Origin of the sequence: Novosphingobium sp. MBES04 (assembly GCF_000813185.1) — a bacterium.
Taxonomy (GTDB): domain Bacteria; phylum Pseudomonadota; class Alphaproteobacteria; order Sphingomonadales; family Sphingomonadaceae; genus Novosphingobium; species Novosphingobium decolorationis.
In genome coordinates, this window is the sequence record NZ_DF850489.1 from 1,528,830 (window position 1) to 1,553,203 (window position 24,374).

The window sequence follows — 24,374 nt, forward strand, 5'->3', positions numbered from 1 at the left end:
CCTCGCCGCACGCACAACGGACCAGCAAGAAGGGTCATACGTCCATGTCCAAACCCCGCTTTCGCGCCGACCACGTCGGCAGCCTGCTTCGCCCCGAGCCCGTCGCCAAGGCCCGCGCCGAAGGTGCCGACGCCGCGATCCTGCGCGCCGCCGAAGACGCGACCATCCCCGACCTGATCAAGATGCAGGAAGACGTCGGCCTCAAGGTCGTCACCGACGGTGAAGCGCGCCGCGCGTTCTGGCACTTCGACTTCATGGGCATGCTTGATGGCATGGAACTGCGCACGCGCGACGAAGGCGTGAAGTTCCACGGCGTCGACCTGCCCCCGATCCGCCCGACCATCACCGACACGCTGGGCTTCCCGGCCGATCACCCGATGCTCGAACACTTCACCTTCGTGAAGGACCACACCACGGTCTGCCCGAAGATCTCGATCCCCGGCCCCTCGGCCGTGCACTTCCGCACCGACCCCTCGGACGTGCTGCCCGAGAAGTACCGTGATCAGAAGGTGCTGATGGCCGACATCGCCGCGACCTACAAGGCCGCCGTCGAGGCCTACTACGCCGCTGGCTGCCGCTACCTGCAGATGGACGACATCTTCTTCGCCTACCTCGCCGACCCCAAGCAGCGCGAACAGCGTCTGGCGATGGGCCAAGATCCCGACCAGCTCATCACCGACTACGCCTGGATGCTGAACGAGGCGATCAAGGACCGTCCGTCGGACATGACCATCGGCATGCACATGTGCCGCGGCAACTTCCGTTCGACCTACGCGGCGACCGGCGGCTACGATGCGGCGGCCGATGCCATCTTCAACGGCACCGATGTCGACATCTACTTCATGGAATACGACACCGAACGTGCCGGTGGCCTCGAGCCGCTCGCGCTCCTGCCCAAGGGCGACAAGCGCATCATGGCCGGTTTCATCACCACCAAGACGCCCGAACTGGAATCGATGGACGACATCAAGCGCCAGTTCGAAGCGGCCAGCAAGTTCGTCGACATCGACCAGCTCGGCATCGCACCGCAGTGCGGTTTCTCCTCGACCGAGCACGGCAACTCGCTGACCGTCGATGACCAGCGCCGCAAGCTGGAACTCGTGGTCAACGTCGCCCAGGACATCTGGGGCGAAGCCTGATCCAACAATGTGTTGCGCGCCGGTCTTCGGACTGGCGCGCCGCACGCGCGTTGTCCTCGGGAGACATCTCCCATGCACACGAAAAAAGCCCCCGCCAAACGGCAGGGGCTTTTTTCGTGGTTGGATTATCGCAAGGCCTCCGGAGACGTCCGGAGACGATCAGATCCCGGAAATCGCCTGGTTGACGAGAACCTTGTCGGCATCGGCCGAGTGATTGCCCGCAATGAGGCCACGGGCAGCTGCCGTCGCTGCGTCGGCCGCAACGGCGCGAAGGTCCGCAACGGCCGCAAGCTGGGCAGCACCGATCTTGTCTTCGGCCATCTTCTCGCGGCGGGCAATGACGTCCGCCGTATCGGTTTCGGCCTTGGCAACGATGGCGATCGCTTCCTTGCGCGCATGCTCGAGCATCTCGGCGGCGTCCTTTTCGGCACCGGCGATCTTGTCGGCATACTCCTTGCGCAGGGCTTCGGCCTCGGCGCGCAGGGTCTTGGCTTCCTCGAGCTGGGCCTTGATGTCCGCGATGCGCGAATCAAGACCGCGGCCGATCGCCTTGGGAACGCCCTTCCACAGAGCGATGCCCAGAAGCACCAGCATCGAGGCGCTGACGACCATGGCCGGCGGGGCTACGCCCAGCAGCATCGGCTCGGCGTGGTGCTCGACACCCGCGTGGGTCTCGGCCGCCGCTTCGACGTGCGCGCCTTCGTTTTCCAGGGAGGACTGGACGGCAGGGGTATCAGCCATGGACCAGGTTCTCCTTCACGGCGGCGCGGACCTGGCCCTCGTCAAGCGAGAGACCGGCAACGCGGCCAATGATGTCACGGGCAGCTTCGGCTGCAACCGTTTCGATTTCGTCTGCTGCGGCCTTGCGGGCGGCAGCAATGCCAGCCTCGGCTTCGGCGATCTTGCCGTCGATCGTGACCTGGGCGGCGGCAAGGCGCTGCTCGGTTTCGGTCGCGGCCGTGGCACGGGCCTCGGCGATCAGGGCGTGGGCCTTGGCGCGGTTGGCGTTTTCACGCTCCCGCCAGGATTCCTCTTCGGCATCCGCCTGCTTGCGCGCGCGTTCGGCGGCAAGGAGGTCGTCGGCAATCTGGGTGTCGCGCTTCGCAACCGTGTCCATGACCTTCGGAACCATGCCCCGTCCGATGACGAAGAAGGTGAAACCGAAGAACACCAGCATCCAGAAGATCTGGCTGGAATAGGTTGCGGCAAGCTGTTCGATCTGAGGCATGGGTCAGCCCTGTGGTCGAGGTGGCCGGAAAAAGTGTTCCGCGATCCGGCTGCCCTACCAAAGGGTCAGGGCAGCCGGATGCGGATCAGTGTGGTCTGGATCAGTCCGCGATTATGCGGCGAAGATCAGCAGAGCCGCGATAACGAACGAGAGAAGACCGAGAAGCTCGGCACCGGCGAAGCCGATGAAGAGACGGCCCTGCTGCGCGTCGGCAGCACCCGGGTTGCGCAGCGCGCCTTCGAGGAACTTGGCGAACACGTTGCCCACGCCGATCGAGGCGAGACCAGCACCGATAGCGGCGAAACCTGCACCAAGCAGCTTTGCAGCTTCTGCGTCCATTTCAAAAACTCCCTTTGGTATGCCCGAATGTTTGAGGCGGTAAAACTTGAGATCAGTGAAGATTCTCGGCGTCGTTGAGATAGACGCAGGTGAGAAGAGCGAAAACGTAGGCCTGGATGCCGGCGACGAGCAGCTCGAGAGCGCAGATGCCGATCATCAGGATGAAGCTGGGCAGGCCGGCAATGGCGAAGAGGCCGATGTTGGCGTTGCCCGAGTCGATCACGAAGCTGGAGAGCACTTCGAGCAGAACGTGGCCGGCCATCATCGCAACGAAGAGACGCAGGCCAAGGCTGAACGGACGCACCAGGAACGAGACGAGTTCGACGAAGAAGATCGGAACCACCATCGCAGCGGGCGTACCGTGCGGCACGAACAGCGAGAAGAAGTGCAGCTTGTGCTTCGCAAAGCCAACGATCAGCACGATCGCGAAGGACATGATCGCCAGGACACCGGTCGCCGAGAAGTGGCTGGTGAACGTGAAGGCGTGCAGGCCCAGGACGCCGATCGGAAGAAGACCGAGGACGTTGGCGAACAGAATGAACATGAAGAGCGAGAAGATGTACGGGACATACTTCTTGCCGTTGGGGCCGACATTGGCGGCCAGCATGCCGTCCACGAACCCGGTGAAGGTTTCCACCGCCATCTGCCAGCGACCGGGAACGAGCTGACGCTTCGAGCCCCCCGCCACGAAGATGAGAAGCGCCACGGTGGCAATCGCCATCCAGAGCGCACTGTTCGTAAAGGCGATATTATACCCCGCGATGGACCAGTGACCCGAGCCGAACAACGGCTCGATGGTGAACTGGTGCATCGGATCGACCTTCGCTTCGGCTGCCACGCGAATATCCCTGTCGCCTGTGAACGGCAGCGCCCTTGCCTGATCCCCTTGCCCCATCGAAGAATGGAGAGATCAGTCCGGGCGCCGGTTCGTAATCCGGATAATGTTCCTGAAGGCAATGAATATTCCGAAGAACATCATCCCCAACAGACCCCAAGGGCTTGTACCTGCGAAATGGTCAATGAGCCACCCCAGGAACAGGCCACCTGCAATTCCCCCCAGCAGCTCCGAAAGAACGCGGTTTCCGATGCGGTAATTCTCATCGGCTTCCACGCCTGCTTTCGGCTGGTTGCGCACTTCCTCGCGTTCGCGGAGGTCCTTCAACCTCTCGTCGAGCGCCCGGATGCGCGCATCCTCGCCAACAGGGCCTTGGACGGGGTCCTTATCGCTCATGTCCTTTGCTCCTTATATCAATCAGGAACGAGTGACGCGTTCGACAGTTGCCCGTCTTGGGCGCCGACCCCTTAGGGTGGGGCTTTTCCCGAGTCAACCATGGCAGCCACATGACGAACCACCGATCTGCACAGGCAGCCCCGTCACGGCGCCCCGCTGCGAATTGGAAGTTAGCGATAACCTAATTCCGCAGCCGCGCAAAAGTGCGGCATCGCGCATCGCGATAGAATTGTCCTACAAAAGCGAAAGGCCCTCTCCCGTTTTTCAGGAGAAAGCCTTTGCATGAGACCTAAGTCGAAGAAAAGAAGTTCTATGGGATCCGCCGTATTCAGGGACACTTGGGATCGCGTTCGGGCGCGCCGCTCCCGCGTGTCTTCCAACTTCCGTCGAGCCCCTCGTACTTCTCGCCAGGCGAGGTTTCCGCGATCAGGCGGCAGGCTGTGGTAAAGGCGTACTCGTCGATCGTGCTCGACAGGCTGGCGGCCTTCGAGGTGTAGATCGAGCGGCGCTTGTTGTTGATATCGCGCACCATCGAACGCACGTCCGCGCTCTGATCGCCGACCACCCCGAGATAGCCGTTGCGCTGCTCACCAACCTGGCCTTGCGCCTTGGCGGCAGCATAGGCCTCGCCGCGCGACTGGGCACCAGCCGGTGCCGCCATGCCCAGCCCCGCCAGCATGGCGAGGGCCAGCGTCGCCGCGGCTACGGGTTTCTCGATAAGGCTGCGCATCAGAAGATCTCCGGATTTTCCTCAATGGTGTTCGCGGCATCGGCGGCCAATCGGTAGATAACCTCCTGGCGGATATTGATGTTGAGCTCGATCACGATGGGCTTGTCGGGTGCGGATACGTTCACGCAGCCCCCCAGCGTCGGTATCGCGCCCAGCCCCAATCCTGCCAGTGCCATCGCCCGCATCACGGACCTCACTCCCTTGCCCTGCGTCAGGTTCGCCCGGCGAACCGTGTGCGTTCCTTTTGCAGCGACGGGCGGTGTGGTCAAATTACACGTAATCATGGAGTGTCCTCGCTGACTGGAGGCTGAATGGAGATGAACGGAGCGACAGCGCCCTCTCCCGCCTGGGATTTGCCGTCCTTGGCAACAAGGCCGAGCTCGCGCGGATCGACCACGTAGTTCGAATCGTAGAGCGAGCGCATGTTGCCAAAGAGCTGGAAGAACGGCGCCTGGATATTGACGATGAAGCGCACCGGCAGCTTCGCGATCTGGCGGGTCAGGAAATTGCGCGTGGCTCCTGTCCCCTGGCTGATCCCGGTAAAGCGCAGCTGGGTGATGATTTCACCCGAGAGCGAGCCGTTGAGCGTCACTTCCATCGTCTTGTAATCAATCGACTTGAGCGCATCGAACGCAAAGTTGCCCATGGTCGAGAGATCTTCGTAGCTGAGCGCCCCGACATAAGCGACGTTGCCGCCCGGCTCGCGCGCGACGAGGCTGCCGTTCTCGATCCGCGCGCCGTTCTGGTCGTAGACAATCGGCAGCTGGCCATCGAAGACGCCGCTCGCCGAGATATTGTCGAGTTCCATGTGCCGCACGAGGCTGGCTGCGTTCAGGCCCTTGACGTTCAGCGTGTAGCGCCGGGTCTCGAGCGCACCGACCGTCATCGTGGTGGGCGCAAGCGTCAGTTCCCCGTCCATGAACGGCCACTTCGCCCCGTTGACGACCAGACGATAATCGGGCTGCATCTCGAAGGAGATCGTCCCGTCCGTGACCTCGATACCCGGATTGATCGAGGCGACGGCAAGGCGCTGGTCGGGGGCGGTGACCATGCCGAGCAGGTCATTGAAGACAACCTCGCCCGACAGCCCCTCAACAGGTCCAAAGGGCGCTGCAAAATCAAGGCCTTCGCTGGCGAAGCGGCCGCGACTGGTGACCGCATCGCCCCTCCAGTCGATCCGCCCCGTCCCCGTCACGGTCCCCTCGACGAGCGAGACAAGACCGCGCAGGTTCGTCGAGAGCTGCTCGGGTTGGAGATTGTCGCCAAAGGTCAGGCCATCGACCGCAAGATCCGCATGCCCACGCAAGGTGCCCAGGTCATGGACGATGTCGACACGGCCCACCGCGCGATCCGATTGCGGTTCGCGCAATCGGGCCGAGGCAGAAATCACGTTGTCAGCAAGCTCCAGCGAAGCGCCGCGCGCGACCATCGGCTCGAAACGGGCGTCCTTCTGCCTGTCGACCAGGACGAACTGCGAATCGTCGAGCCGCAGCACACCCCCGGCGTAGCTCCAATTCCCGGCGACCTCGTGCAGATCGAGCGGCACCGCCGCGAGCGCGACGTCCGCATTTTCAAATGTGCCCGCGACATCGCCCGCGAGATCGGCCGTCAGATTGGCGATGGCAAAGCGCGAGGGCGCCGTCTCGGGCCCCAACGCCACGGCGATATCGCGCGCCGCAAGCGTTCCGGGATAGGCCAGGCCGACAGGACCGGTCGCCAGCCGCACCTCGGATTCGCCAAGATGACCGGAAAGTTCGAGCGCGGGTGTACCCGCTGCGAACGCAAAGCCGCCGCTATCGTAGCGTGCCATTGCCCGACCCTTGGGCGGGCACAGCGAAAGCCGGTTCGCATCGAGCGTCAGGTTCGCCATCGTGAGAGCGTCAAACGTGACCGTGGTGCACGAGGACCAGAGCGCGAGATCGCCATTGCCCTTCCAGCGGCCCGAGACCGGTACACGCAGGTTGCGGACTGATCCGCCCGGCAGCGCCCCGCCCAGCCGCACTTCGCCCGCGACATCCAGATCGCCATTGCCCCGCTGGCGCAGGACCATCTCGGGGATCGCGACATGGTCCTCGCCCGCCCGGTAATCGGCCATCTGGACGTGGAAGGCCGTCTCGCCCGAATCGCGCGTTTCCATGCGCCCGTTGAGGCGCGGCAACCCGCGCCCCGACGTCACGAAGTTGCCCGAGACGCGCGGTGCGCCATCGGCCAACAGCATCTGCATGCGCGAGAGTTCGAGCAGGCTTTCACCGCTGCGCGCCCGGACCCGCGCCTGGGGTACCACCACGCTGCGTCCGCGCGCATTGCTGCGCGCGATGAGCCGCGCTTCGAGCGTGCTCCCGCGCAGCTCGCGGGCAAGATTGACGCGAATCTGGTCCGCGAGCCCGGCGACCAAGGAACCTTGCGTAGTGCGCGCCAGGTCCTGCAGGGCGGAAGCAAGCCCGGAACCGGGCCGCAGGTTCTCACCCGACAGGTCGGTTTCGAGCGAGAGCGTATCGAAACCCGCGCTCGCCCGGGCCGTACCGCTGAGCTCAAGCCGGGAAAGATGGAGCGGCGCACCGCCCGGATCCCTTGCGGCCAGATCGTAGCGCGCATTGAGACTGTCGCCCCGGTAGGTGACCTGCGCGGAGCCCTCGAGCGCTGCGGCGCCGGCATCGGCCATGCGCAAGCGCTGCGCGGAAAGGTCCAGCGAAGCGCGGCCGCCGTCCAGCGTGTCATCAAGCTCAAGGTCGAGGTCGAGCGCGGCCTTCGCGAGCGAGGCCCCCTGCCCTTCGCAGGCGAAATCCTCCAGCCGCAACGGCCCTTTCAGGCGCGGCCGCCCCGCCGCGACGGACAGCTTGCCGTAAAGGCTCAGCGGACCGCTGGTGCAGCCCGCATAGGCCAGCGCCGGGGCTTTTGCGGCAAGCTCCCCCTCGAAGCCACCGCGCAAGGTGCCCTCGCCTTCCAGGCTGACCCCCACCCGCCCCGCATCGGTCACGAGCAGCGCGCCGCCATCCTTCACGGCAAGATCGAGATCGGGAAGCTGCGTGGGCTCCGTGCTCTGCGGATCGGCAAAGAGGACCTTGTCCAGCGAGCCGAAGCTGACACTGCCGTTCTTCATTCGGCCATAGAGACGCGGGCGCACAAGAGTGATGCGGCCAAGGCCGGGCAATCCGAAGGTGAGCCGCGTTGCCACACGCACCTCCGCGATCGTCAGGTCGGGATGCGCCGGATCGCCGATCACCACATTGCGCACGATCTGCTCGTCGGGCCCGATCTGGACGATGTCGTAGGTGGCTGGCAGCCCCAGCGCGGAAAGTTCGCTCTGGACGATATTGTCGGCGATATCCTCGCGCGCGATCCAGGCGCTGCCAAGCGCCATGGCCCCGACGACACCCAAGCCCAAAGCGATTCGCCGCCGCCGGCGCCGACGCGCAGCGACAGGCCGCGCCGCTTCCTCGGCAACGCGCTCTTCTTCGTTACTTTCCAGGGACTCGTCTTGCGCCATGCGCTCCATCACTTGCGCTGTGCGCGCCGGAAAGGCAATTGTCAGAGCCAACGATGGCAGACGATACCCCCCTCTTTCCTGAACGGACCGAAAGCCAGCCCGCGCGCGCCGAGACGAAGGCTGCGCACGACAGGACGAAGGCGAAAGACGCAGGGAGCGATACCTCGGGCCACCGCACACGGCTACGCCAGCGCCTGCTGGGCGGCGGAGACGAGGCCCTCGCCGACCACGAAGTGATTGAATTGCTTCTGATGCAAGCGGTGCCCCGGCGCGACATGAAGCCGCTCGCCCGCAGTCTTCTTGCCCGCTTCGGTACGCTGGCAGGCGTCCTCCAGGCCGATCCTCGCACGCTGGCCCTGCACCCCGGCATGGGCGAGGCGACCGCGGCAGCCCTGCGGATCGTCACCGTCGCGGCAACCCGGCTCGCCCGCCAGAAAGTGCGTGAGACCCCCGTGATCGGCTCCTGGCAGGCGCTGATCGACTACCTCACCATAGATATGGCGCACCTGACGCTGGAACGCGTGCGCGTACTCTACCTGAACACCAAGAACATGCTCATCCTCGACGACCTGGTGGGCGAAGGCTCCATCGACGAGGCCGCGATCCACCCGCGCGAGGTCATCCGCCGCGCCCTCGATATCGGGGCCAGCGCCCTCATTCTGGTCCATAACCATCCCTCCGGCTCGCCCGAACCCAGCCGCGCCGACATCGACATCACGACGCGCATCGCCGAGGCCGGGCGCCTGCTCGGCATCACCGTCCACGACCATATCGTGATCGGCCGCGAGGGGCATGTGTCACTGCGCGCCAAGGGCCTGATCTAAAAGGCAGGTTGCACCTTCCACTGAACCCGGCAGGCGGACAGAGCGCCCGACATCCGACAGGCGGAAGGAACCGCGAAATGACTGGGGCGCCCGCACATGTGCGGCCACCAGTGCGGGCACGAAACGGGCCCCAACTTTTTCTAATGACCCCGCAATCAAATCAACTTTTTTAGTAGTAAACAAAGCCTTTGCGCGCTGCACAATTGTCGCTAGACCCTTGCGCGAAGCGCTGGGTTCCCAGCGTAATCGATAGGGGAATGGATGCATTTCGGTCTGGATCTGGCTTCACCGCTCGTCATGGCGCCGTTGCTTGTTCTCCTCTTCCTTGCCTTTGCCTTCGAGCTCGCCGCGCCCGAAGTCGTGGCGCTGGGCCTTGTCGCGGTTCTGCTCCTGCTGGGCATCATCGCGACCGATGACGTGCTCGAAGCGATGGGCAACCCCGCCCCGCTGACGATCGTGAGCATGTTCATCATGTCCTCGGCGCTGGTGCGAACCGGCGCGCTCGACTTCTTCTCGTCCTGCATTACAGGGCTTGGCCGGACGCGCCCCTTCCTGTGCATGTGCGTGTTCCTGGGTCTGATCGCGACGATCTCGGCCTTCACCAACAACACACCGCTGGTGATGATGATGATCCCGGTGGGCATGACGATCGCCCGCGAACTCGACATTCCCGCCTCGCGCGTACTCATGCCGATTTCCTTCGCCGCCGTTCTGGGCGGCACCGTCACGCTGCTCGGCACCTCGACCAATATCCTTGTCGACGGCGTCGCGCGCCGCGCAGGGCTTGAACCCTTCGGCCTCTTCGAGATCGCACCGGTCGGCATCATCGTGGCCATCGTCGGCGTCATCTGGCTCGCCGTGTCGAACAAGCTGCTTCCCGAACGCCAGACCGTGGCGAGCCTGGGTAATGCAAGCGATAACAAGCGCTTCGTCGTCTCGATCTTCATCGAGGCGGGATCGCCCTATATCGGCCAGCCACCCAAGACCATCGACCTGCTCTCGCGCAGCGAACGTCGCCTTGTCGACGTGCTGCGCGGCGACCAGTCGCTGCGCCGCAATTTCGCCGCACAGACGCTGGAGGAAGGCGACATCCTGGTCCTGCGCACATCCGCGAGCGACCTCATGTCCCTAAAGGAAGCCGGGCGCATCTCGATGACCGCGGCCTCCACCACCGACCCGCACCTCGTCCAGCTCTCGACCCGTAACTCGGTCATGGCCGAAACGCTGCTGGCTCCGGGCGCCGAGATCATCGGGCATACCCTGTTCGAGCTGCGCCTGCGCCGCCGCTACGGCGTCTACCCCATTGCGCTCCACCGCAAGGGCACGAACCTTGAGGACCGTTTCGAGCGCGTCCCCCTTGAAGTGGGCGACACACTCCTGATCGAAGGCGCGCCCGAAGACCTGCGCCGCCTCGTCGAGGACCAGCAGCTGGTCAACATCGCCGAGCCGACCTCGCGCGGCTTTCGCCGTAACAAGGCCTGGATCGCGATTGCGACAATGCTCGGCGTGGTCCTCGGCGCTTCGTTCGATCTCATGCCGCTCGCGGGCCTCGCCGTCATGGGCGTCGCCGTCGTGCTTGCGGGGCGCTGCGTGGAGCCCGAGGAAGCCTTCCGCTCGGTCGACTGGCGCATCATCGCGCTGATCGTGGCCATGCTTTCCATTGGTACGGGGCTGGAACGCTCCGGGCTGGTCGAGACCATCGTCGGCTGGGCCACGCCCTGGCTCGGCAGCCTGGGCCCGATTGCCGCCCTCGCCGCAATCTACTTCCTCAGCCTGTTCCTGACCGAACTTGTCACCAACAACGCGGTGGCCGTCGTCGTAACCCCCATTGGCATCACGCTGGCCCAGGCGCTGCATGTCGACCCGCGCCCATTCGTCGTCGCGGTGATGTTTGCCGCCTCGGCCAGCTTCCTCACGCCCATCGGCTACCAGACCAACACCCTCGTCTACAGCGCGGGCGGATACAAGTTCACCGACTTCTACAAGTACGGCTTTCCGCTCACGATCCTGGTGTCGATCACGACGCTGATCGTGATCCCGATGATCTGGCCCTTCTGATCCGGGGAGACAGGATCAAGGTGCCGGACTCTCCAGCGCCGCGATCAAGCGGGGTTCGAACTCGTCCGGCGCCTCGACCTGGGGCGAATGGCCGCGTCCTTCGAACCAGACGATGCGCGCCTCGGGCATGCGCGCCGCAGCGTCCTCGACCACCTCGGGAATGGGCCTCAGCCGCGCCTTCACCGCGTCGGGGGCCTGCCCCTTGCCGAAGGTCGTGGTGTCGAGCCGGCCGATCATCAGCGTGACGGGCACCCTCAGATTGCCGAACTCGTGCGACACCGGCTGGGTCAGGATCATCTCGGCGGTCTTGGCCTGCGCGATCTCGACTGCGTCATCATCCTCAGTCGCATATTGCCCGGCGAGCATGTCGACCCAGCGATCGTAGTCCGCGCGCCATTCGCCGTGGTAGTAGGTCCGCAGCTGATAACCCTTGATCGACGCGCGGTCCTTGGCGCGTTCGGCCGCGATCAGCTTGTCGAGCGGCACATAGGGCACCCCCTGCTCCATCCGGTCGACAAGCCCCAGCGGATTGATCAGCAGCAGCCGCGAGGTGTCGTCCGGGAACATCAGGGCATAGCGCAGCGCCAGCATACCGCCGGTCGAATGGGCCAGCACGATCGGCTTCTCCACCCCCTGCGCCTCCAGCAGGCGGTGCGTGGCATCGGCCATCAGCGCGAGCGTGTACTGCGCGCTGTCGGGCTTGGAGGACTTGCAGAAGCCGAGCTGGTCGGGGACGATTACCCGGTAGCCGGCCGCCAGGAGCGCGCGCGCCGTGCTTTCCCAGGTCGCCGCGCAGAAGTTCTTGCCATGGAGGAGAACCACGCTCTGCCCGTTGGGCCGGGCGGGCGCGACATCAATGAAGGTCATCTGCGCGTCCTCGTCCCCCACGCGCACGGCAAAGCGCTTTTCCGGCCAGGGATAAGCGAAACGCTCCAGGTTGCTGCCCAAGGGCGCCACGTCCTGCGCGCTGGCTCCGCTCGCGCTTAGAAGACCCAGAGCAAAGGCGGCGGTAGTGGGTACAAGACGGCGCAGGGACACGAAATTTCTCCAACCGGGGACTGCGGGTTCCTAGACCAAGCGCGTGGCCGCGCGGAAGGCTCCTGCCAAAAAAGTAACCCCGCTCATCGGGTAGCCGCGCGCCTTGCACTTGCCTTTCGCCCGAAGCGGCCCTAGCGGACGCCGCGTCAGCCAAAGGAGTCTTGCATGGTCCCCCGTTACGCCCGCCCCGCCATGACCGCGATCTGGGAGCCCGAAGCGCGCTACCGCATCTGGTTCGAGATCGAGGCGCACGCCGCCGTCAAGATGGGCGAAATGGGCACCGTTCCCGAAGCCGCCGGCAAGGCCCTGTGGGACTGGTGGGCGACCAACCCGAAGGTCGACGTCGAAGCCATCGACGCCAAGGAAGCCGTGCTCAAGCACGACGTGATCGCGTTCCTCGACTGGGTCGCCGAACAGGTCGGCCCGGAAGCGCGCTTCATGCACCAGGGCATGACCAGCTCGGACGTCCTCGACACGACGCTCAACGTCCAGCTCGTGCGCGCCGCCGACATCCTGCTCGCTGACCTTGATGACCTCCTCGCCGCGATCAAGCGCCGCGCGATGGAGCACAAGTACACCCCCTCCATCGGCCGCAGCCACGGCATCCACGCCGAGCCGGTTACCTTCGGCCTCAAGCTCGCCGAAGCCTATGCCGAGTTCGCCCGCGCGAAGAAGCGCCTGATCGCCGCGCGCGAGGAAATCGCGACCTGTGCCATCTCGGGCGCTGTCGGCACCTTCGCCAATGTCGATCCGGCCGTGGAAGTCTACGTTGCCGAGCAGATGGGCCTCGAGATCGAGCCCGTCTCGACCCAGGTCATCCCGCGTGACCGCCACGCCATGTTCTTTGCAACGCTGGGCGTCATCGCCAGCTCGATCGAGCGCGTCGCCGTCGAAGTGCGCCACCTCCAGCGCACCGAAGTGCTGGAAGCCGAAGAATACTTCTCGCCGGGCCAGAAGGGCTCGTCGGCCATGCCGCACAAGCGCAACCCCGTGCTGACCGAGAACCTCACCGGCCAGGCCCGCATCATCCGCTCCTACGCGATGCCCGCGATGGAGAACGTGGCGCTGTGGCACGAGCGCGACATCTCGCACTCCTCGGTCGAGCGCTTCATCGGCCCCGACGCGACGATCACGCTCGACTTCGCGCTCGCGCGTCTCACCGGCGTCATCGACAAGCTGCTCGTCTACCCCGAGCGCATGCAGAAGAACCTCGACCGCATGGGCGGCCTCGTCCACTCGCAGCGCGTCCTGCTCGCGCTCACCCAGGCGGGTCTCTCGCGCGACACCTCCTACCGCCTTGTCCAGCGCAACGCGATGAAGGTGTGGGAATCGGACGGCCAGCTTTCCCTCATGGAACTGCTCAAGGCCGACGAGGAAGTGGCCGCCGCGCTGACGGTCGAGCAGATCGAGGACAAGTTCAACCTCGACTACCACTTCAAGCACGTCGACACGATCTTCGCGCGCGTCTTCGCCGACTGAGACGCGATGCACGCAGCGCCGATGCCGCAGGGCCGATGATCCGGGGCCTTCCCTTACCCCGTTTTCGGTCCTAGCATCGGCGCTTCGCCGCGCCCGGGCACCCGCCCGGGTCCGGCACGGCACGAACATCGGGAGCATCCATGAAAGCCGTCCGCACCATCGCCTGGATCGTGACCACGGCCATCCTGGTCGCCTTCATCGCCATGAACTGGACCAAGGTCCCGGTGAACTTCTGGCCATTGGACGATGGCAACTACATCCATTTCGACTGGCCGGTGGGCTTTGTTGCGCTGTTCTTCTTCCTGCTCGGCATGATGCCGGTGTGGCTGTACTTCCGGGCCGTGCGCTGGCGTCTCAACCGCCGCATCGCCAGCCTCGAGAACGCGCTCCACGCCAGCTCGATGCCTTCGCTCGCCGAGGAACCGACGGCCAGCACCGCCACCTCCCCCCGGCCTGACACGTCTCCGCAAACGACACCCCTGACCCCGGATACCTGAGCCCATGAGCAACAATCCCGTCTACCTCGCACTCGACGTCCCCCGCCTCGACGCCGCCGAAGCGCTGGCCCGCAAGGTCAAGGACCACGTCGGCGGGATCAAGCTCGGCCTCGAATTCTTCTGCGCCCACGGCCACCACGGCGTGCGCGAGATTCAGAAGGTGGGCCTGCCCATCTTCCTCGACCTCAAGCTGCACGACATCCCCAATACGGTCGCCGCTGCTATGCAGGCGATCAACACGCTGAACCCGGCCGTGGTGACGATCCACGCCGCGGGCGGACGCGCGATGATGGAAGATGCCAAGGCCGCCGCGGGCGAGAACACCAAGGTCGTGGCCGTCACCGTCCTTACCAGCCTCGACAACGACGACCTCTCGGCCATCGGCATCACGGCCGATCCGATGGAACAGGCGCTGCGCCTGGCCGAGTTGTCGCAGGCCGCCGGGCTCGATGGCATCGTGTGCTCGGGCCACGAAGTCGGCGCGATCCACAAGCAGTGGAAGGACGGCTACTTCGTCGTCCCCGGCCTGCGCCTGCCCGACAGCAAGCTGGCGGACCAGAAGCGCATCGTCTCCCCGCGCGAGGCGCGCGACAATGGCGCGAGCCTGCTCGTCGTCGGCCGCCCGATCCGCGGCGCGGAAGATCCGCTCGCCGCCGCCAAGGCCATCGAAGAGACGCTGTAAAGCCAAGATCGGCGACTTCACCGTTCGCACGCAACGCGGCGCGCACACGGTGAGGTCGCCCGTTCCGCGAGCCCGAGGGCAATGGCCCTCGCAACCCTTATCTTCCTCTTCTGATCCGGCTCCACGCACCTTCCATTCATCGCCACGAAACATCCTCTCGTCCAAGTCGTTGGACAAGCTCTGAGAGGATGATGGAGTGCAAACGACGATGAAATCGAAGCTTCTTTGGGCCGCTGCGGCCGCGACACTGGCCACGCTTCCCGCGCTGGCCCAGGCCCAGCAGGCCGAAGCCCCAGCCATCGCGGCGAACCACACGCTCCTCAGCGTAAACGCGGAAGGCTCCTCCAACCGCGAGCCGGACATGGCCAACTTCCGCGCCGGCGTCACCACGCAAGGCGCCAGCGCCAGCGCCGCGCTTGCCGAGAACTCGCAGCGCATGACCGCTGTCTTTGCCGCGCTCAAGCGCGCGGGGATTGCCGAGAAGGACATCCAGACCAGCAATCTGAACGTGAGCCCGGTCTATTCGCAGCCCGCCCGACGTCCGGACGGCAGCTATGATGCGAACGAGCGCACGATCACCGGCTACCAGGTCAACAACACCGTCCTGGTACGCCAGCGCAAGCTGGACAATTACGGCGCCGTGATCGACGCGCTCGTCTCGGCGGGCGCGAACGAGGTCAATGGCCCCGACTTTGGCCTGTCTTCCCCCGAGGCAGCGCAGGACGAAGCGCGTACCGCCGCCATCAAGGCCGCGCGCGAACGCGCCGATCTTTACGCCCGTGCGGCGGGCCTTCGTGTCGTGCGAATTGTCTCGATCACCGAAGCGGGCGGCTATGCACCGCAGATCCGGGCCAAGAGCGACATGATGCGGCTCTCTGCAGCCCCCGCGCCAGCCCCGGTCGCGGCGGGCGAACTCGACATCACCGCGCAGGTCTCGGTCCAGTTCGAACTGGCACCGTAAGAGCCCCCTCTGCTCAGTTGAGCATCATGTCCTGCGAATCGATGGCGTAGTTCACCAGGGTAACCGCGTCCTCGTCCCCCTTGCGGTAGGTGAAGCGCTCGGTCCCGGTGCCTTTCTCGAACGTGGTCTGGTAGGTCGCGGTGAGATAGGTACCGGAGGTCGAGGCGTTGGTGTTCCAGCCCACCTGCTTGGTCTCCTTAACCGCCCCAAGCTTGGTGTGGACCGCGCCCAGCAGCTTCTCGAACGCGGCCTTGTCGCCCGCCTTGCGCAGTTCCGGATCGGCCTGCGTCCAGATACGGGCGTAGTTGGCCGCATCAAGGTCGCCGTGGAACCGCGCGATGGCCGCGTCCGCCTTCTCGAAGGACTCCTTGATCCCGCACCCGCCAAGCATTGCAGCGGCGGCAAATGGGACTAGAAGGCGCGCGATACGGTTCATTGCGAAGAGATCCTTGTTGCAACTGGCAGGGGGCGAAGAGCCGAGATCACTCTAGCCAGCGGACAGGCCATGCCAACACCGGCGATCAAGATTTGCGGTATCTCCACAAGCGACGCGCTCGACGCCGCGATCCGTGCGCACGCGGAATACGCCGGCTTCGTGTTCTTCGAAAAGAGCCCGCGCCATGTGACGAGCGCACAGGCCGCTTCGCTCTCGCAGCGCGCACAGGGCCGCATCGCGCGCGTCGGGCTTTTCGTCGATGCCGACGACGCGACCATCGGCGAGGCACTGGCCGCAGCCCAACTCGACGTGCTCCAGCTTCATGGCTCCGAAACGCCCGAGCGCTGCGCGCAACTGCGTGCGCGCCACGGCGTGGAGGTGTGGAAGGCGCTTCCGGTCGCCACGACCGAGGACGCGGCAAGGGCGCATGGCTATGCCCAGGCCATCGACCGCGTGCTGTTCGATGCCAAGACGCCCAAGGGCACGCTGCCGGGCGGCATGGGCCTGAAATTCGACTGGCGGCTGGTGGCCAACTGGAAGGGCCCCGTCGCCTGGGGTCTTGCCGGAGGGCTGACCCCCGACAACGCCGCCGAGGCCCTTGCGCGCACCGGCGCGCCGCTCCTCGACACCTCCTCGGGCGTCGAGAGCGCGCCGGGCGTCAAGGACGCCGACAGGATCGCGGCGTTCTGCCGGGCCGCGCGCGCCTGATCGCTCAGAACATGATGCCGAGCCCGGCGATGAGGATCTCCTTGTCGCCTTCATGCTCGGTTGCGAGGTGCTTGTATTCGCCCTTGAGGTAGAGCCGCTCACCGATCTCCTGCTCCCAGCCGCCGCTGAAGCCCCAGGCCGCCTCGCAATGGGGGCAGTCCTTGGACTGGTAGTTGAGCCCGACGAAGGCCTTGCCCCGCTCGGTCACTTCCAGCCCGGCGCGCACGCCGATGCCCAGCGCCACGTGGCGCTCCTTGACCATCTCCTTGTCGAGGCTGGCCTCGAGCCCCACGAAGATGGTCTCGGTGAGGTCCCAGTCATAGCCCGCCGCGAGGCCGAAGATCGCCGCGTCTTCCTCAGGCCCGAAACTGATGCCGCCGATCACTTCGGCATAAGCCTCGTCGGCATGCGCCGGACTGGCAAGGCCCGCCACTGCCAGAGCCAGAAGCCCTCCCCATGCCCTGCCCCGCATCGCCTCTTCCTTTCCCGCCAGGGCCAGGTGCACAAGCGTGCGCCGGGCCCGAGTGAAAGGAGAGGCTATCATCCTGAAGAGCGCCGCGAACTCAGGTGTTTCCCGCGCAAATCAAGGGGAAGATGCGGAAGAGCACGCACGAAAAAGGGCGCCCCGCAATCCTGCGAAGCGCCCCTTTCGTGCCCGGGTTGCGACCCTCAGGCTATGGATGTGGCGATCAGAACTTCACGCCAACGCCGACCAGACCCACGTCTGCGTCGGGGGTGTTGTCACCGATCAGCATGTGCTTGTACTCGGCCTTCGCGTAGAAGTTCTTGTTGAGCGACTGCTGCACGCCGCCGCCCAGGTTGACCGAGCTGTTGCAGAAGCGGCAGGGCTTCGACTGCCATGCGGCCGAACCGTAGATCTTGGTGCCTTCGAACAGCTTCACACCGGCGCGGCCACCGGCGCCCCATGCGACGCGGGTGTGGTCGGTCAGGATCTTGTCGGCCGAACCTTCAACGCCGATGAAGACGCTCTTGGTGAGGTCGTAGTCGTAGCCGGCAGCGACGCCAGCGACAGCTTCGTCACCGCTGCCGTTCCAGATGATGCCGGTGCGGCCTTCAACGCGGATCTCGTCCGCCATGGCGGGAGTGGCGACGGCAGCAACCGCAGCAGCGGCGAGCGAAACAAGTGCAATACGCATAAAAACAGACTCCAGTTGTACCCCCGACCCTCGGCGGGGGGTGTCCCTCTTGCGGGGCAGGAGCGCCGCTGCGCCTTCCAACCTGTCGGCCAGATGAACGAAATATTCCTTTCTGTCCTCAAGACGTCACAATTCTGCGGCATAGAGACACATTATTGCATTGAATGTGCCGGCAATTGCACTCCTTGCAATTGAAAACACAGCGGTCCTCCCCAGCACGCGATCGCGCTGGACAGGTCCGCGCGGCTCTGCCAATCCGCCCTCACTATGACTGACCAAACGCCTGTGAACCGCCCCGCGAGCCCTCTGGCAGCCGACCAGGTGAACTCGTGGCGCGCCCTGCCCGATGCCTCCGGCCACTTCGGCCAGTTCGGCGGTCGCTACGTCGCCGAAACGCTCATGCCGCTCATTCTCGATCTTGAGAAGGAGTACCGCAAGGCGCAGGACGATCCCGCATTCTGGTCGGAATTTGATTCGCTGATGAAGGACTTCGTCGGCCGCCCCAGCCCGCTCTACTACGCACCGCGCATGACCGAACACTGGCGCGCGAAGGCGCCTGCTGGAAAGGGCCCGAAGATCTACTTCAAGCGCGAGGAGCTGAACCACACCGGCGCGCACAAGATCAACAACTGCATCGGCCAGATCCTGCTTGCGATGCGCATGGGCAAGACGAAGATCATTGCCGAGACCGGCGCGGGCCAGCACGGTGTCGCGACCGCGACCGTCGCGGCGCGCTTTGGCCTGCCTTGCACGATCTTCATGGGCGCGACCGACGTCGAGCGCCAGAAGCCCAACGTCTTCCGCATGAAGCTGCTGGGCGCCGAAGTCGTGCCCGTGACAAGCGGCGCGATGACGCTGAAGGACGCGATGAACGATGCGCTGCGCCACTGGGTCGCGAACGTGCACGACACCTTCTACATCATCGGCACCGCCGCGGGTCCGCACCCCTATCCCGAGCTCGTGCGCGACTTCCAGTCGATCATCGGCAAGGAAACGCGCGAGCAGATGCTGGAGAAGGAAGGGCGCCTGCCCGACCGTCTCGTGGCGGCCGTGGGTGGGGGCTCGAACGCGATCGGCCTGTTCCACCCCTTCCTCGACGATCCGGACGTCCAGATGACCGGCATCGAAGCGGGTGGCCACGGCGTCGATACCGACAAGCACGCCGCTTCGCTGACGGGCGGCAAGCCCGGCATCCTGCACGGCAACAAGACCTACCTGCTCCAGGACGAGGACGGGCAGATCACCGAGGCGCATTCGATCTCGGCCGGTCTCGATTATCCCGGCCTTGGCCCCGAGCATTCCTGGCTGCACGAATCGGGCCGGGTCGACTACGTGCCGATCACCGATGGCGAGGCGCTCGAAGCCTTCCAGCTGTGCTGCGCGCTCGAGGGGATCATCCCCGCGCTCGAAAGCGCCCACGCGCTCGCGGCCCTGCCCCAGCTGACAGCCGAGATGGACGAGGACCAGCTTCTCGTCGTCAATGTCTCGGGCCGCGGCGACAAGGACATCTTCACGGTGGCCGAGGCGCTGGACGTCGAGCTGTGACCAAGGGCTGGCAGCGGCCTCTGGTCGACGCCCTGATCCTGTGGATGGCGGTCTTTCCCGCCATCTTCGTCTTCGCCGAACTGGTCCAGCGCCGCTCGATCGACCTCTCGTCCTCGCGCTACTACTGGGCCTTCGCCTTCAGGGGCACCTGGCTGAACATCGGCATCAGCCTGGGCTATCTCGGCATTTTCGTATTCCTGACTGCCGGTATCCTTCGCATGACCCGAAAGAGCCTGTTTACCTGATGACCCGCTTCGAAAACGCCTTCGCCAAGGGCCCGGCCCTCGTCACCTTCATCACCGGGGGCGATGGGGACACCGCCGCCAACCTCGACGCGCTCGTTGCGGGCGGCGCCGACGTGATCGAGCTGGGCATGCCCTTCACCGATCCCATGGCCGATGGCGATGCCATCCAGCAGGCCAACATCCGCGCGCTCGGCAAGGGCACGAAGACCAAGGACATCTTCGAGCTCGCCACCGGCTTCCGCCAGCGCCACCCGGACGTGCCGCTGGTGCTGATGGGCTACGCCAACCCGATGATCGCGCGCGGGGCAGACTGGTTTGCCGCCGAATGCGCCAAGGCCGGTGTCGACGGTGTGATCTGCGTCGACATTCCGCCCGAAGAGGACGCCGAGCTCGGCCCGGCGCTGCGCGCTGCGGGGATCTCGCTGATCCGCCTGGCCACCCCCACCACCGATGCCGCGCGGCTTCCCGCCGTTCTCGAAGGCTCCTCGGGCTTCCTCTACTACGTCTCGGTTGCCGGGATCACCGGCACGCAGACCGCGGCCCAGACCTCGATCGAGGACGCCGTGGCAAGGCTCAAGGCGGCCAGCGACATTCCCGTCGCGGTAGGCTTCGGTGTGCGTACGCCCGAACAGGCAAGCGCGATCGCCAAGGTCGCGGACGGTGTCGTCGTGGGCTCGGCCTTCGTCGATCTCGTCAAGGAGCATGGCGACAAGGCCGCCGGGCCTTTGCGCGAACTCACCTCGGCGCTGGCCGAGGCCGTCCACTCCGCGCGCTGAGCGCCCTGAAGGCACGCCCGAACAGCCATGTCCCGCCCCAACGACTTCGCGGTCTCGGAAGCCCCGGCCGTCCAGACCCAGCTTGACCGTCTTGCCGCGCTGTCGGTCCCGCAGGGCCGCCTCGGGCTCGACGTCATCAAGGACCTGTGCGCACATCTCCGCCATCCCGAGCGCGCGCTCCCGCCGGTCTTCCACGTCGCGGGAACCAACGGCAAGGGATCGACCTGCGCGTTCCTGCGCGCCGCGCTCGAAGCGGCGGGCAAGACCGTCCACGTCTTCACCAGCCCGCACCTGGTGCGCTTCAACGAGCGCATCCGCGTCGCGGGCACACTGATTTCGGACGAACTGCTCGCCGAATTGCTCGCCGAAGTGTTCGACGTGGCAGAGACCCACGGCATCGGTGCCAGCTTCTTCGAGATCTCGACGGCGGCCGCCTTCCTGGCATTCTCGCGCATTCCTGCGGACGCCTGCATCTTCGAGGTGGGCCTGGGCGGGCGGCTCGATGCCACCAATGTCATTCCCGATCCCCTCGTCTGCGGCATCGCGGCGCTGGGCATCGACCACGAGCAGTTCCTGCTTTCGCCGAGCGAAGGCACACCGGACGATCCTTTTGCGCGCATTGCCTTCGAGAAGGCGGGCATTGCCAAGGCGGGCGCCGCGCTCGTCACCCTGAGCTACGGCCCGGGCATGAACGAGACCGTGGAGGCCCAGGCCGAACGCGCCGGGACTTACGTCGTGCGCGCAGGCTCGGACTGGTCGACCGCGCCCGAACCGGACGGCTTCTCCTACCAGGACCACAAGGGCCTGCTGCACCTGCCGCGCCCGCGCCTCTCCGGTCCGCACCAGACGATCAATGCGGGCCTTGCCGTTGCCATGCTGCGCCACCAGGACGCGATTGCCATCCCCGACGCCGCGCTCGCCGCCGCGATGGACTGGGCGCGCTGGCCTGCGCGCCTGCAACGGCTTGAGACGGGTCCGCTGACTGCGCTGCTGCCCGAGGGCACCCCCTGCTGGCTCGATGGCGGGCACAACCCCGATGCGGGCAACGCGCTTGCCCAGCATTTCCGCGAGCCGCGCCCGTACGTCCACCTCGTCATCGGCATGCTCGCGAACAAGGACCCCTACGCGCTGATCCGTCCGCTCGCCGCTCAGCTCGCCAGCGTAACCGTGGTTCCGGTTCCCGGCCACGAGTGGCACGGTGCGGAGGATTTCGACTACGCCCTCGCCCCCGAGGCCACGAGCGCTGCAGGCGTGCGTGCGGCCCTTGAAGGGCTCGACGTGAAGGAAGGCGAGGTCGTCCTTATCGGCGGCTCGCTCTACCTTGCAGGCACCGTGCTGGCGGCGAACCACCAGCTTCCCGACTGAGCGGCCGGGAGGGCCAGCGCGCTCAGTCGCGCGCGTCGCCCTCACCCACTTCGCCCGCCGTGCCCATGGCATCGTCGACAAGGCCGGTCGCCATCATCACCGCGAAGATCGCGATGCCCGGCAGGGCTGCCACGGTGGTCGCCAGATAGAAGTTCACATAGCCCATCGCCTCGATCAGCGCGCCCGCCGTAGTCCCGGTGAGAAAGCGCCCGACGACGCTCGCCCCGGCCGAGATCAGCGCGTACTGGGCCGCCGTGAAGCGCAGGTCGCACAGCGCCGAGAAGTAGGCCACCACGACCACACCGCCATAGCCGCTCGCAAAGTTCTCGAAGCCGATGGCAAGCCCCATGCCGAGGTTCGAGTGACCGGCGGCGGCCAGCATCGCGAAGCTGAGGTTGGAGACCGCCATCAGCACCAGCGCGATCAGCACCGAGCGCTTGAGGCCCATGCGCGCGTAGATCACGCCGCCCACGAACACACCGACGATGAGCGCCCAGAACCCGATCCCCACGTCGTAGAGCGCGATCTCGTCGTTGGAGAAGCCAAGGTCGTCGAACAGCAGGCGGAAGGTCAGGTTCGCCAGCGTATCGCCGATCTTGTGAACGAGGATGAAGGCCAGGACGAGGAACGCCCCCTTGCGCTGGAAGAACTCCGCGAAGGGCCCCGCGATCGAGGCCCAGATCTCGCCCATGCCCTTCTTGTCGCGCACGACCTTGTGACGCTCGGGCTCGCCCACGATGAGCGCGGTCAGCATCGCGGGCAGCGCGAAGACCGCGCAGACCGCATAGGCCAGGTGCCAGTCCGAACGCGCCGCGACGACCAGCGCGAGCGAGGCGGCGAGCCCCGAACCGATGCGCCAGCCATACTGGCTCATCCCTGAGCCGGTTCCCAGCTGGTAAGGCTTCAGGGTCTCGATGCGGTAGGCGTCGATCACGATGTCGAACGTCGCACCGGCCAGCCCCATGAGGACGGCCGCCAGCGCGGTCCCCGCGATGTCCTTGCCCGGATCGACCAGCGCCAGGTTGAGGTTGGCAGCCATGACGAGCAGCCCCACCACCAGCATCCAGGAGACCCGCTGGCCCAGGCGTCCGATCACGGGCAGCGAAACCCCGTCGATCACCCAGGCCCACAGCGGCTTCAGATTGTAGACGAAGAAGGCCAGCGCAAAGGTCGTGATCGTCGATTTCTCGATCCCGTCCTGCGCCAGGCGCGTGGTCAGCGTCGCCGCCAGGAGCGCGAAGGGATAGCCCGAGGACACCCCCAGCATGAAAGCCGCGACGGACTCCTTTTCCATGTAGGGCCGGACCGAATTCCATAGGCCGCGTCGTTGGTTAGTCGTCTGCGCGGTCACACTCGATCCTTTTCGTCATGATCATGCGCGCAACTTAACGACGCGCCGCGTGAAGGGAAGGCTGGATGAAGGCGCGATCAACAGGTATGGGGCGGCGGATGTCCAAACCACCTCGCAAATCCGGCGGCTCCTCCTATGGATCCGATTCGCGCGGATCCGATTCGCGCCGCTCCGAAGGGCGTGGCCCTGCTCGCGGCCCTTCGCGTGGCCCCCGTTCGGGTGGCCGCTCCTCCGACGAGCCCCGCCGCGATGGCCCCTTCAACGAACGCAAGGGCGGCGCCGGATCGCGTCCGCGCAGCTTCGGCAAGCCCAAGCCTGCCGGCCCTACTCCCAAGGACCCGAACATGCCCGCGCGCGAAGGCGATCGCATCGCCAAGCTGCTGGCCCGCGCCGGGGTTGCGAGCCGCCGTGAAGCCGAGCGCATGATCGCCGAAGGCCGCGTGAAGCTGAACGATGAGCTGGTCGAGACCCCCTCGACCGTGCTGACCTCGCTCGCGGGCGTCACCGTCGATGGCAACCCGGTCAAGGAAGCGGACGCCACGCGCCTGTTCGCCTTCCACAAGCCCGCCGGGCTCATCACCGCCGAGCGCGACCCGGCCGGTCGCCCCACCATCTACGCCGCGCTGCGCAACGCCCTACCCAAGGATGCGGGCCGCGTGATGCCGGTGGGCCGTCTCGACTTCAACACCGAAGGCCTGCTGCTGCTCACCAACGATGGCGAGTTCAAGCGCGCACTGGAACTGCCCTCGACCGGTGTTCCGCGCACCTACCGCGCCCGCGCCTTCGGCGACATCACGCAGGAACAGCTCGAAAGCCTCATCGAGGGCGTCGAGATCGACGGCGTGCGTTACGGCAAGATCGACGCCAACATGGAGCGCGGCGCAGGCCGCAACCGCTGGATCGAGATGACGCTCACCGAGGGCAAGAACCGCGAAGTGCGCCGCGTGCTCGAACACTTCGGCCTCAAGGTCAGCCGCCTGATCCGCATCGGCTATGGCCCCTTCGCGCTTGACGAGCTGCCCAAGGGCGCCGCCGTCGAGATCGACGCGAAGGTGCTCGACCGGTTCCGCCGCGAGATCGACCGCGCCAAGGGCTGAG

The 24,374-nt window shown here is 65.7% G+C and carries 26 protein-coding genes; 13 read left to right on the forward strand and 13 right to left on the reverse strand.

The window, feature by feature from the left end:
• The first annotated feature begins 44 nt into the window (after positions 1 to 44).
• The gene (locus MBENS4_RS20640; protein ID WP_039394294.1) at positions 45 to 1,139 is read left to right on the forward strand and encodes a 5-methyltetrahydropteroyltriglutamate--homocysteine S-methyltransferase; all 1,095 of its coding nucleotides are present in this window, start codon (positions 45 to 47) and stop codon (positions 1,137 to 1,139) included.
• 159 nt (positions 1,140 to 1,298) lie between these two features.
• Here the strand turns inward: MBENS4_RS20640 and MBENS4_RS20645 are convergent, their stop codons facing one another.
• The 8 genes from MBENS4_RS20645 to MBENS4_RS20680 all read right to left on the reverse strand — a co-directional run bounded on the left by MBENS4_RS20645 (position 1,299) and on the right by MBENS4_RS20680 (position 8,028).
• On the reverse strand, positions 1,299 to 1,880 hold the full coding sequence (locus MBENS4_RS20645; RefSeq protein ID WP_084592266.1) for a F0F1 ATP synthase subunit B family protein: 582 nt from the start codon (positions 1,878 to 1,880) through the stop codon (positions 1,299 to 1,301).
• A complete protein-coding gene (locus MBENS4_RS20650) occupies positions 1,873 to 2,367 on the reverse strand; it encodes a F0F1 ATP synthase subunit B family protein (protein WP_039394297.1) in 495 nt (164 codons plus the stop codon). The genes MBENS4_RS20645 and MBENS4_RS20650 overlap by 8 nt, the downstream gene beginning before the upstream one ends.
• Before the next feature lie 111 nt (positions 2,368 to 2,478).
• Complete coding sequence (locus MBENS4_RS20655; protein WP_039394300.1) at positions 2,479 to 2,706, reverse strand: F0F1 ATP synthase subunit C; 228 nt, start codon at positions 2,704 to 2,706, stop codon at positions 2,479 to 2,481.
• Between the two features lie 52 nt (positions 2,707 to 2,758).
• Positions 2,759 to 3,544 carry a F0F1 ATP synthase subunit A gene (locus MBENS4_RS20660; protein ID WP_039394302.1) on the reverse strand — a complete coding sequence of 262 codons (786 nt, stop codon included), beginning with the start codon at positions 3,542 to 3,544 and terminating at the stop codon, positions 2,759 to 2,761.
• A gap of 72 nt (positions 3,545 to 3,616) precedes the next feature.
• On the reverse strand, positions 3,617 to 3,937 hold the full coding sequence (locus MBENS4_RS20665; RefSeq protein ID WP_039394305.1) for an AtpZ/AtpI family protein: 321 nt from the start codon (positions 3,935 to 3,937) through the stop codon (positions 3,617 to 3,619).
• Between the two features lie 328 nt (positions 3,938 to 4,265).
• Positions 4,266 to 4,667: a YdbL family protein gene (locus MBENS4_RS20670; protein WP_052322579.1), complete on the reverse strand. Its 402-nt coding sequence runs from the start codon at positions 4,665 to 4,667 to the stop codon at positions 4,266 to 4,268.
• A complete protein-coding gene (locus tag MBENS4_RS20675) occupies positions 4,667 to 4,936 on the reverse strand; it encodes a YnbE family lipoprotein (protein ID WP_445321525.1) in 270 nt (89 codons plus the stop codon). Before MBENS4_RS20675 ends, MBENS4_RS20670 begins: the two co-directional genes overlap by 1 nt.
• A gap of 11 nt (positions 4,937 to 4,947) precedes the next feature.
• Positions 4,948 to 8,028 (reverse strand): YdbH domain-containing protein, encoded by a 3,081-nt coding sequence (locus tag MBENS4_RS20680; protein ID WP_242405031.1) that lies wholly within the window; start codon positions 8,026 to 8,028, stop codon positions 4,948 to 4,950.
• 179 nt (positions 8,029 to 8,207) lie between these two features.
• On the opposite strand from MBENS4_RS20680, the gene radC reads away from it, so the two are divergent.
• Both radC and MBENS4_RS20690 read left to right on the forward strand, forming a co-directional pair.
• Positions 8,208 to 8,978 carry a RadC family protein gene (radC, locus tag MBENS4_RS20685; RefSeq protein ID WP_039394314.1) on the forward strand — a complete coding sequence of 257 codons (771 nt, stop codon included), beginning with the start codon at positions 8,208 to 8,210 and terminating at the stop codon, positions 8,976 to 8,978.
• A 261-nt stretch (positions 8,979 to 9,239) separates the two neighbouring features.
• Positions 9,240 to 11,036, forward strand: a complete 1,797-nt coding sequence (locus tag MBENS4_RS20690; protein WP_039394317.1) for an SLC13 family permease — start codon at positions 9,240 to 9,242, stop codon at positions 11,034 to 11,036.
• Positions 11,037 to 11,051: 15 nt separating this feature from the next.
• Here the strand turns inward: MBENS4_RS20690 and MBENS4_RS20695 are convergent, their stop codons facing one another.
• The gene (locus tag MBENS4_RS20695) at positions 11,052 to 12,074 is read right to left on the reverse strand and encodes an alpha/beta fold hydrolase (RefSeq protein WP_052322580.1); all 1,023 of its coding nucleotides are present in this window, start codon (positions 12,072 to 12,074) and stop codon (positions 11,052 to 11,054) included.
• 165 nt (positions 12,075 to 12,239) lie between these two features.
• Between MBENS4_RS20695 and purB the strand changes: the two genes are divergently transcribed.
• The 4 genes from purB to MBENS4_RS20715 all read left to right on the forward strand — a co-directional run bounded on the left by purB (position 12,240) and on the right by MBENS4_RS20715 (position 15,693).
• Entirely contained in the window at positions 12,240 to 13,553 is a 1,314-nt protein-coding gene (gene purB / locus MBENS4_RS20700) for an adenylosuccinate lyase (RefSeq protein ID WP_039394319.1), read from the forward strand.
• A 140-nt stretch (positions 13,554 to 13,693) separates the two neighbouring features.
• Positions 13,694 to 14,050: a LapA family protein gene (locus tag MBENS4_RS20705; protein WP_039394322.1), complete on the forward strand. Its 357-nt coding sequence runs from the start codon at positions 13,694 to 13,696 to the stop codon at positions 14,048 to 14,050.
• Between the two features lie 4 nt (positions 14,051 to 14,054).
• Complete coding sequence (gene pyrF / locus MBENS4_RS20710) at positions 14,055 to 14,732, forward strand: orotidine-5'-phosphate decarboxylase (protein ID WP_039394324.1); 678 nt, start codon at positions 14,055 to 14,057, stop codon at positions 14,730 to 14,732.
• Between the two features lie 208 nt (positions 14,733 to 14,940).
• Positions 14,941 to 15,693 (forward strand): SIMPL domain-containing protein, encoded by a 753-nt coding sequence (locus MBENS4_RS20715; RefSeq protein ID WP_039394328.1) that lies wholly within the window; start codon positions 14,941 to 14,943, stop codon positions 15,691 to 15,693.
• 13 nt (positions 15,694 to 15,706) lie between these two features.
• On the opposite strand, the gene MBENS4_RS20720 is transcribed toward MBENS4_RS20715, so the two are convergent.
• Positions 15,707 to 16,129: a DUF4019 domain-containing protein gene (locus MBENS4_RS20720; protein ID WP_039394331.1), complete on the reverse strand. Its 423-nt coding sequence runs from the start codon at positions 16,127 to 16,129 to the stop codon at positions 15,707 to 15,709.
• 69 nt (positions 16,130 to 16,198) lie between these two features.
• On the opposite strand from MBENS4_RS20720, the gene MBENS4_RS20725 reads away from it, so the two are divergent.
• Positions 16,199 to 16,837, forward strand: coding sequence for a phosphoribosylanthranilate isomerase (locus tag MBENS4_RS20725; protein ID WP_039394335.1), 639 nt, complete (start codon positions 16,199 to 16,201; stop codon positions 16,835 to 16,837).
• Between the two features lie 4 nt (positions 16,838 to 16,841).
• Here MBENS4_RS20725 and MBENS4_RS20730 read toward each other — a convergent pair whose 3' ends face one another.
• Positions 16,842 to 17,309: a hypothetical protein gene (locus tag MBENS4_RS20730; protein WP_039394338.1), complete on the reverse strand. Its 468-nt coding sequence runs from the start codon at positions 17,307 to 17,309 to the stop codon at positions 16,842 to 16,844.
• A 217-nt stretch (positions 17,310 to 17,526) separates the two neighbouring features.
• A complete protein-coding gene (locus tag MBENS4_RS20735) occupies positions 17,527 to 17,994 on the reverse strand; it encodes an outer membrane protein (RefSeq protein WP_039394341.1) in 468 nt (155 codons plus the stop codon).
• A 267-nt stretch (positions 17,995 to 18,261) separates the two neighbouring features.
• Between MBENS4_RS20735 and trpB the strand changes: the two genes are divergently transcribed.
• Genes trpB through MBENS4_RS20755 form a run of 4 tightly spaced genes read left to right on the forward strand, consistent with a single transcriptional unit; the run spans position 18,262 to position 21,925 of the window.
• Positions 18,262 to 19,539: a tryptophan synthase subunit beta gene (gene trpB / locus MBENS4_RS20740; protein WP_052322581.1), complete on the forward strand. Its 1,278-nt coding sequence runs from the start codon at positions 18,262 to 18,264 to the stop codon at positions 19,537 to 19,539.
• Positions 19,536 to 19,784 carry a hypothetical protein gene (locus tag MBENS4_RS20745; RefSeq protein ID WP_039394344.1) on the forward strand — a complete coding sequence of 83 codons (249 nt, stop codon included), beginning with the start codon at positions 19,536 to 19,538 and terminating at the stop codon, positions 19,782 to 19,784. The genes trpB and MBENS4_RS20745 overlap by 4 nt, the downstream gene beginning before the upstream one ends.
• Positions 19,784 to 20,560 carry a tryptophan synthase subunit alpha gene (trpA, locus tag MBENS4_RS20750; protein WP_039394347.1) on the forward strand — a complete coding sequence of 259 codons (777 nt, stop codon included), beginning with the start codon at positions 19,784 to 19,786 and terminating at the stop codon, positions 20,558 to 20,560. Before MBENS4_RS20745 ends, trpA begins: the two co-directional genes overlap by 1 nt.
• Before the next feature lie 27 nt (positions 20,561 to 20,587).
• Positions 20,588 to 21,925: a bifunctional folylpolyglutamate synthase/dihydrofolate synthase gene (locus MBENS4_RS20755; protein WP_039394349.1), complete on the forward strand. Its 1,338-nt coding sequence runs from the start codon at positions 20,588 to 20,590 to the stop codon at positions 21,923 to 21,925.
• A gap of 22 nt (positions 21,926 to 21,947) precedes the next feature.
• On the opposite strand, the gene MBENS4_RS20760 is transcribed toward MBENS4_RS20755, so the two are convergent.
• On the reverse strand, positions 21,948 to 23,219 hold the full coding sequence (locus MBENS4_RS20760) for an MFS transporter (RefSeq protein WP_052322582.1): 1,272 nt from the start codon (positions 23,217 to 23,219) through the stop codon (positions 21,948 to 21,950).
• A gap of 155 nt (positions 23,220 to 23,374) precedes the next feature.
• Between MBENS4_RS20760 and MBENS4_RS20765 the strand changes: the two genes are divergently transcribed.
• Complete coding sequence (locus MBENS4_RS20765) at positions 23,375 to 24,373, forward strand: pseudouridine synthase (RefSeq protein ID WP_039394355.1); 999 nt, start codon at positions 23,375 to 23,377, stop codon at positions 24,371 to 24,373.
• Position 24,374 lies beyond the last annotated feature (1 nt).

What these genes read in the sequence shown, in the direction of transcription:
- MBENS4_RS20640 (WP_039394294.1), top strand. Translation starts at nt 45, where the DNA reads ATGTCCAAACCCCGCTTTCGCGCCGACCACGTCGGCAGCCTGCTTCGC.
- MBENS4_RS20645 (WP_084592266.1), bottom strand. Translation starts at nt 1,880, where the DNA reads ATGGCTGATACCCCTGCCGTCCAGTCCTCCCTGGAAAACGAAGGCGCG.
- MBENS4_RS20650 (WP_039394297.1), bottom strand. Translation starts at nt 2,367, where the DNA reads ATGCCTCAGATCGAACAGCTTGCCGCAACCTATTCCAGCCAGATCTTC.
- MBENS4_RS20655 (WP_039394300.1), bottom strand. Translation starts at nt 2,706, where the DNA reads ATGGACGCAGAAGCTGCAAAGCTGCTTGGTGCAGGTTTCGCCGCTATC.
- MBENS4_RS20665 (WP_039394305.1), bottom strand. Translation starts at nt 3,937, where the DNA reads ATGAGCGATAAGGACCCCGTCCAAGGCCCTGTTGGCGAGGATGCGCGC.
- MBENS4_RS20670 (WP_052322579.1), bottom strand. Translation starts at nt 4,667, where the DNA reads ATGCGCAGCCTTATCGAGAAACCCGTAGCCGCGGCGACGCTGGCCCTC.
- MBENS4_RS20680 (WP_242405031.1), bottom strand. Translation starts at nt 8,028, where the DNA reads ATGGCGCTTGGCAGCGCCTGGATCGCGCGCGAGGATATCGCCGACAAT.
- radC (WP_039394314.1), top strand. Translation starts at nt 8,208, where the DNA reads ATGGCAGACGATACCCCCCTCTTTCCTGAACGGACCGAAAGCCAGCCC.
- MBENS4_RS20690 (WP_039394317.1), top strand. Translation starts at nt 9,240, where the DNA reads ATGCATTTCGGTCTGGATCTGGCTTCACCGCTCGTCATGGCGCCGTTG.
- purB (WP_039394319.1), top strand. Translation starts at nt 12,240, where the DNA reads ATGGTCCCCCGTTACGCCCGCCCCGCCATGACCGCGATCTGGGAGCCC.
- MBENS4_RS20705 (WP_039394322.1), top strand. Translation starts at nt 13,694, where the DNA reads ATGAAAGCCGTCCGCACCATCGCCTGGATCGTGACCACGGCCATCCTG.
- pyrF (WP_039394324.1), top strand. Translation starts at nt 14,055, where the DNA reads ATGAGCAACAATCCCGTCTACCTCGCACTCGACGTCCCCCGCCTCGAC.
- MBENS4_RS20715 (WP_039394328.1), top strand. Translation starts at nt 14,941, where the DNA reads ATGAAATCGAAGCTTCTTTGGGCCGCTGCGGCCGCGACACTGGCCACG.
- MBENS4_RS20720 (WP_039394331.1), bottom strand. Translation starts at nt 16,129, where the DNA reads ATGAACCGTATCGCGCGCCTTCTAGTCCCATTTGCCGCCGCTGCAATG.
- MBENS4_RS20725 (WP_039394335.1), top strand. Translation starts at nt 16,199, where the DNA reads ATGCCAACACCGGCGATCAAGATTTGCGGTATCTCCACAAGCGACGCG.
- MBENS4_RS20730 (WP_039394338.1), bottom strand. Translation starts at nt 17,309, where the DNA reads ATGCGGGGCAGGGCATGGGGAGGGCTTCTGGCTCTGGCAGTGGCGGGC.
- MBENS4_RS20735 (WP_039394341.1), bottom strand. Translation starts at nt 17,994, where the DNA reads ATGCGTATTGCACTTGTTTCGCTCGCCGCTGCTGCGGTTGCTGCCGTC.
- trpB (WP_052322581.1), top strand. Translation starts at nt 18,262, where the DNA reads ATGACTGACCAAACGCCTGTGAACCGCCCCGCGAGCCCTCTGGCAGCC.
- trpA (WP_039394347.1), top strand. Translation starts at nt 19,784, where the DNA reads ATGACCCGCTTCGAAAACGCCTTCGCCAAGGGCCCGGCCCTCGTCACC.
- MBENS4_RS20755 (WP_039394349.1), top strand. Translation starts at nt 20,588, where the DNA reads ATGTCCCGCCCCAACGACTTCGCGGTCTCGGAAGCCCCGGCCGTCCAG.
- MBENS4_RS20760 (WP_052322582.1), bottom strand. Translation starts at nt 23,219, where the DNA reads ATGGAAAAGGAGTCCGTCGCGGCTTTCATGCTGGGGGTGTCCTCGGGC.
- MBENS4_RS20765 (WP_039394355.1), top strand. Translation starts at nt 23,375, where the DNA reads ATGTCCAAACCACCTCGCAAATCCGGCGGCTCCTCCTATGGATCCGAT.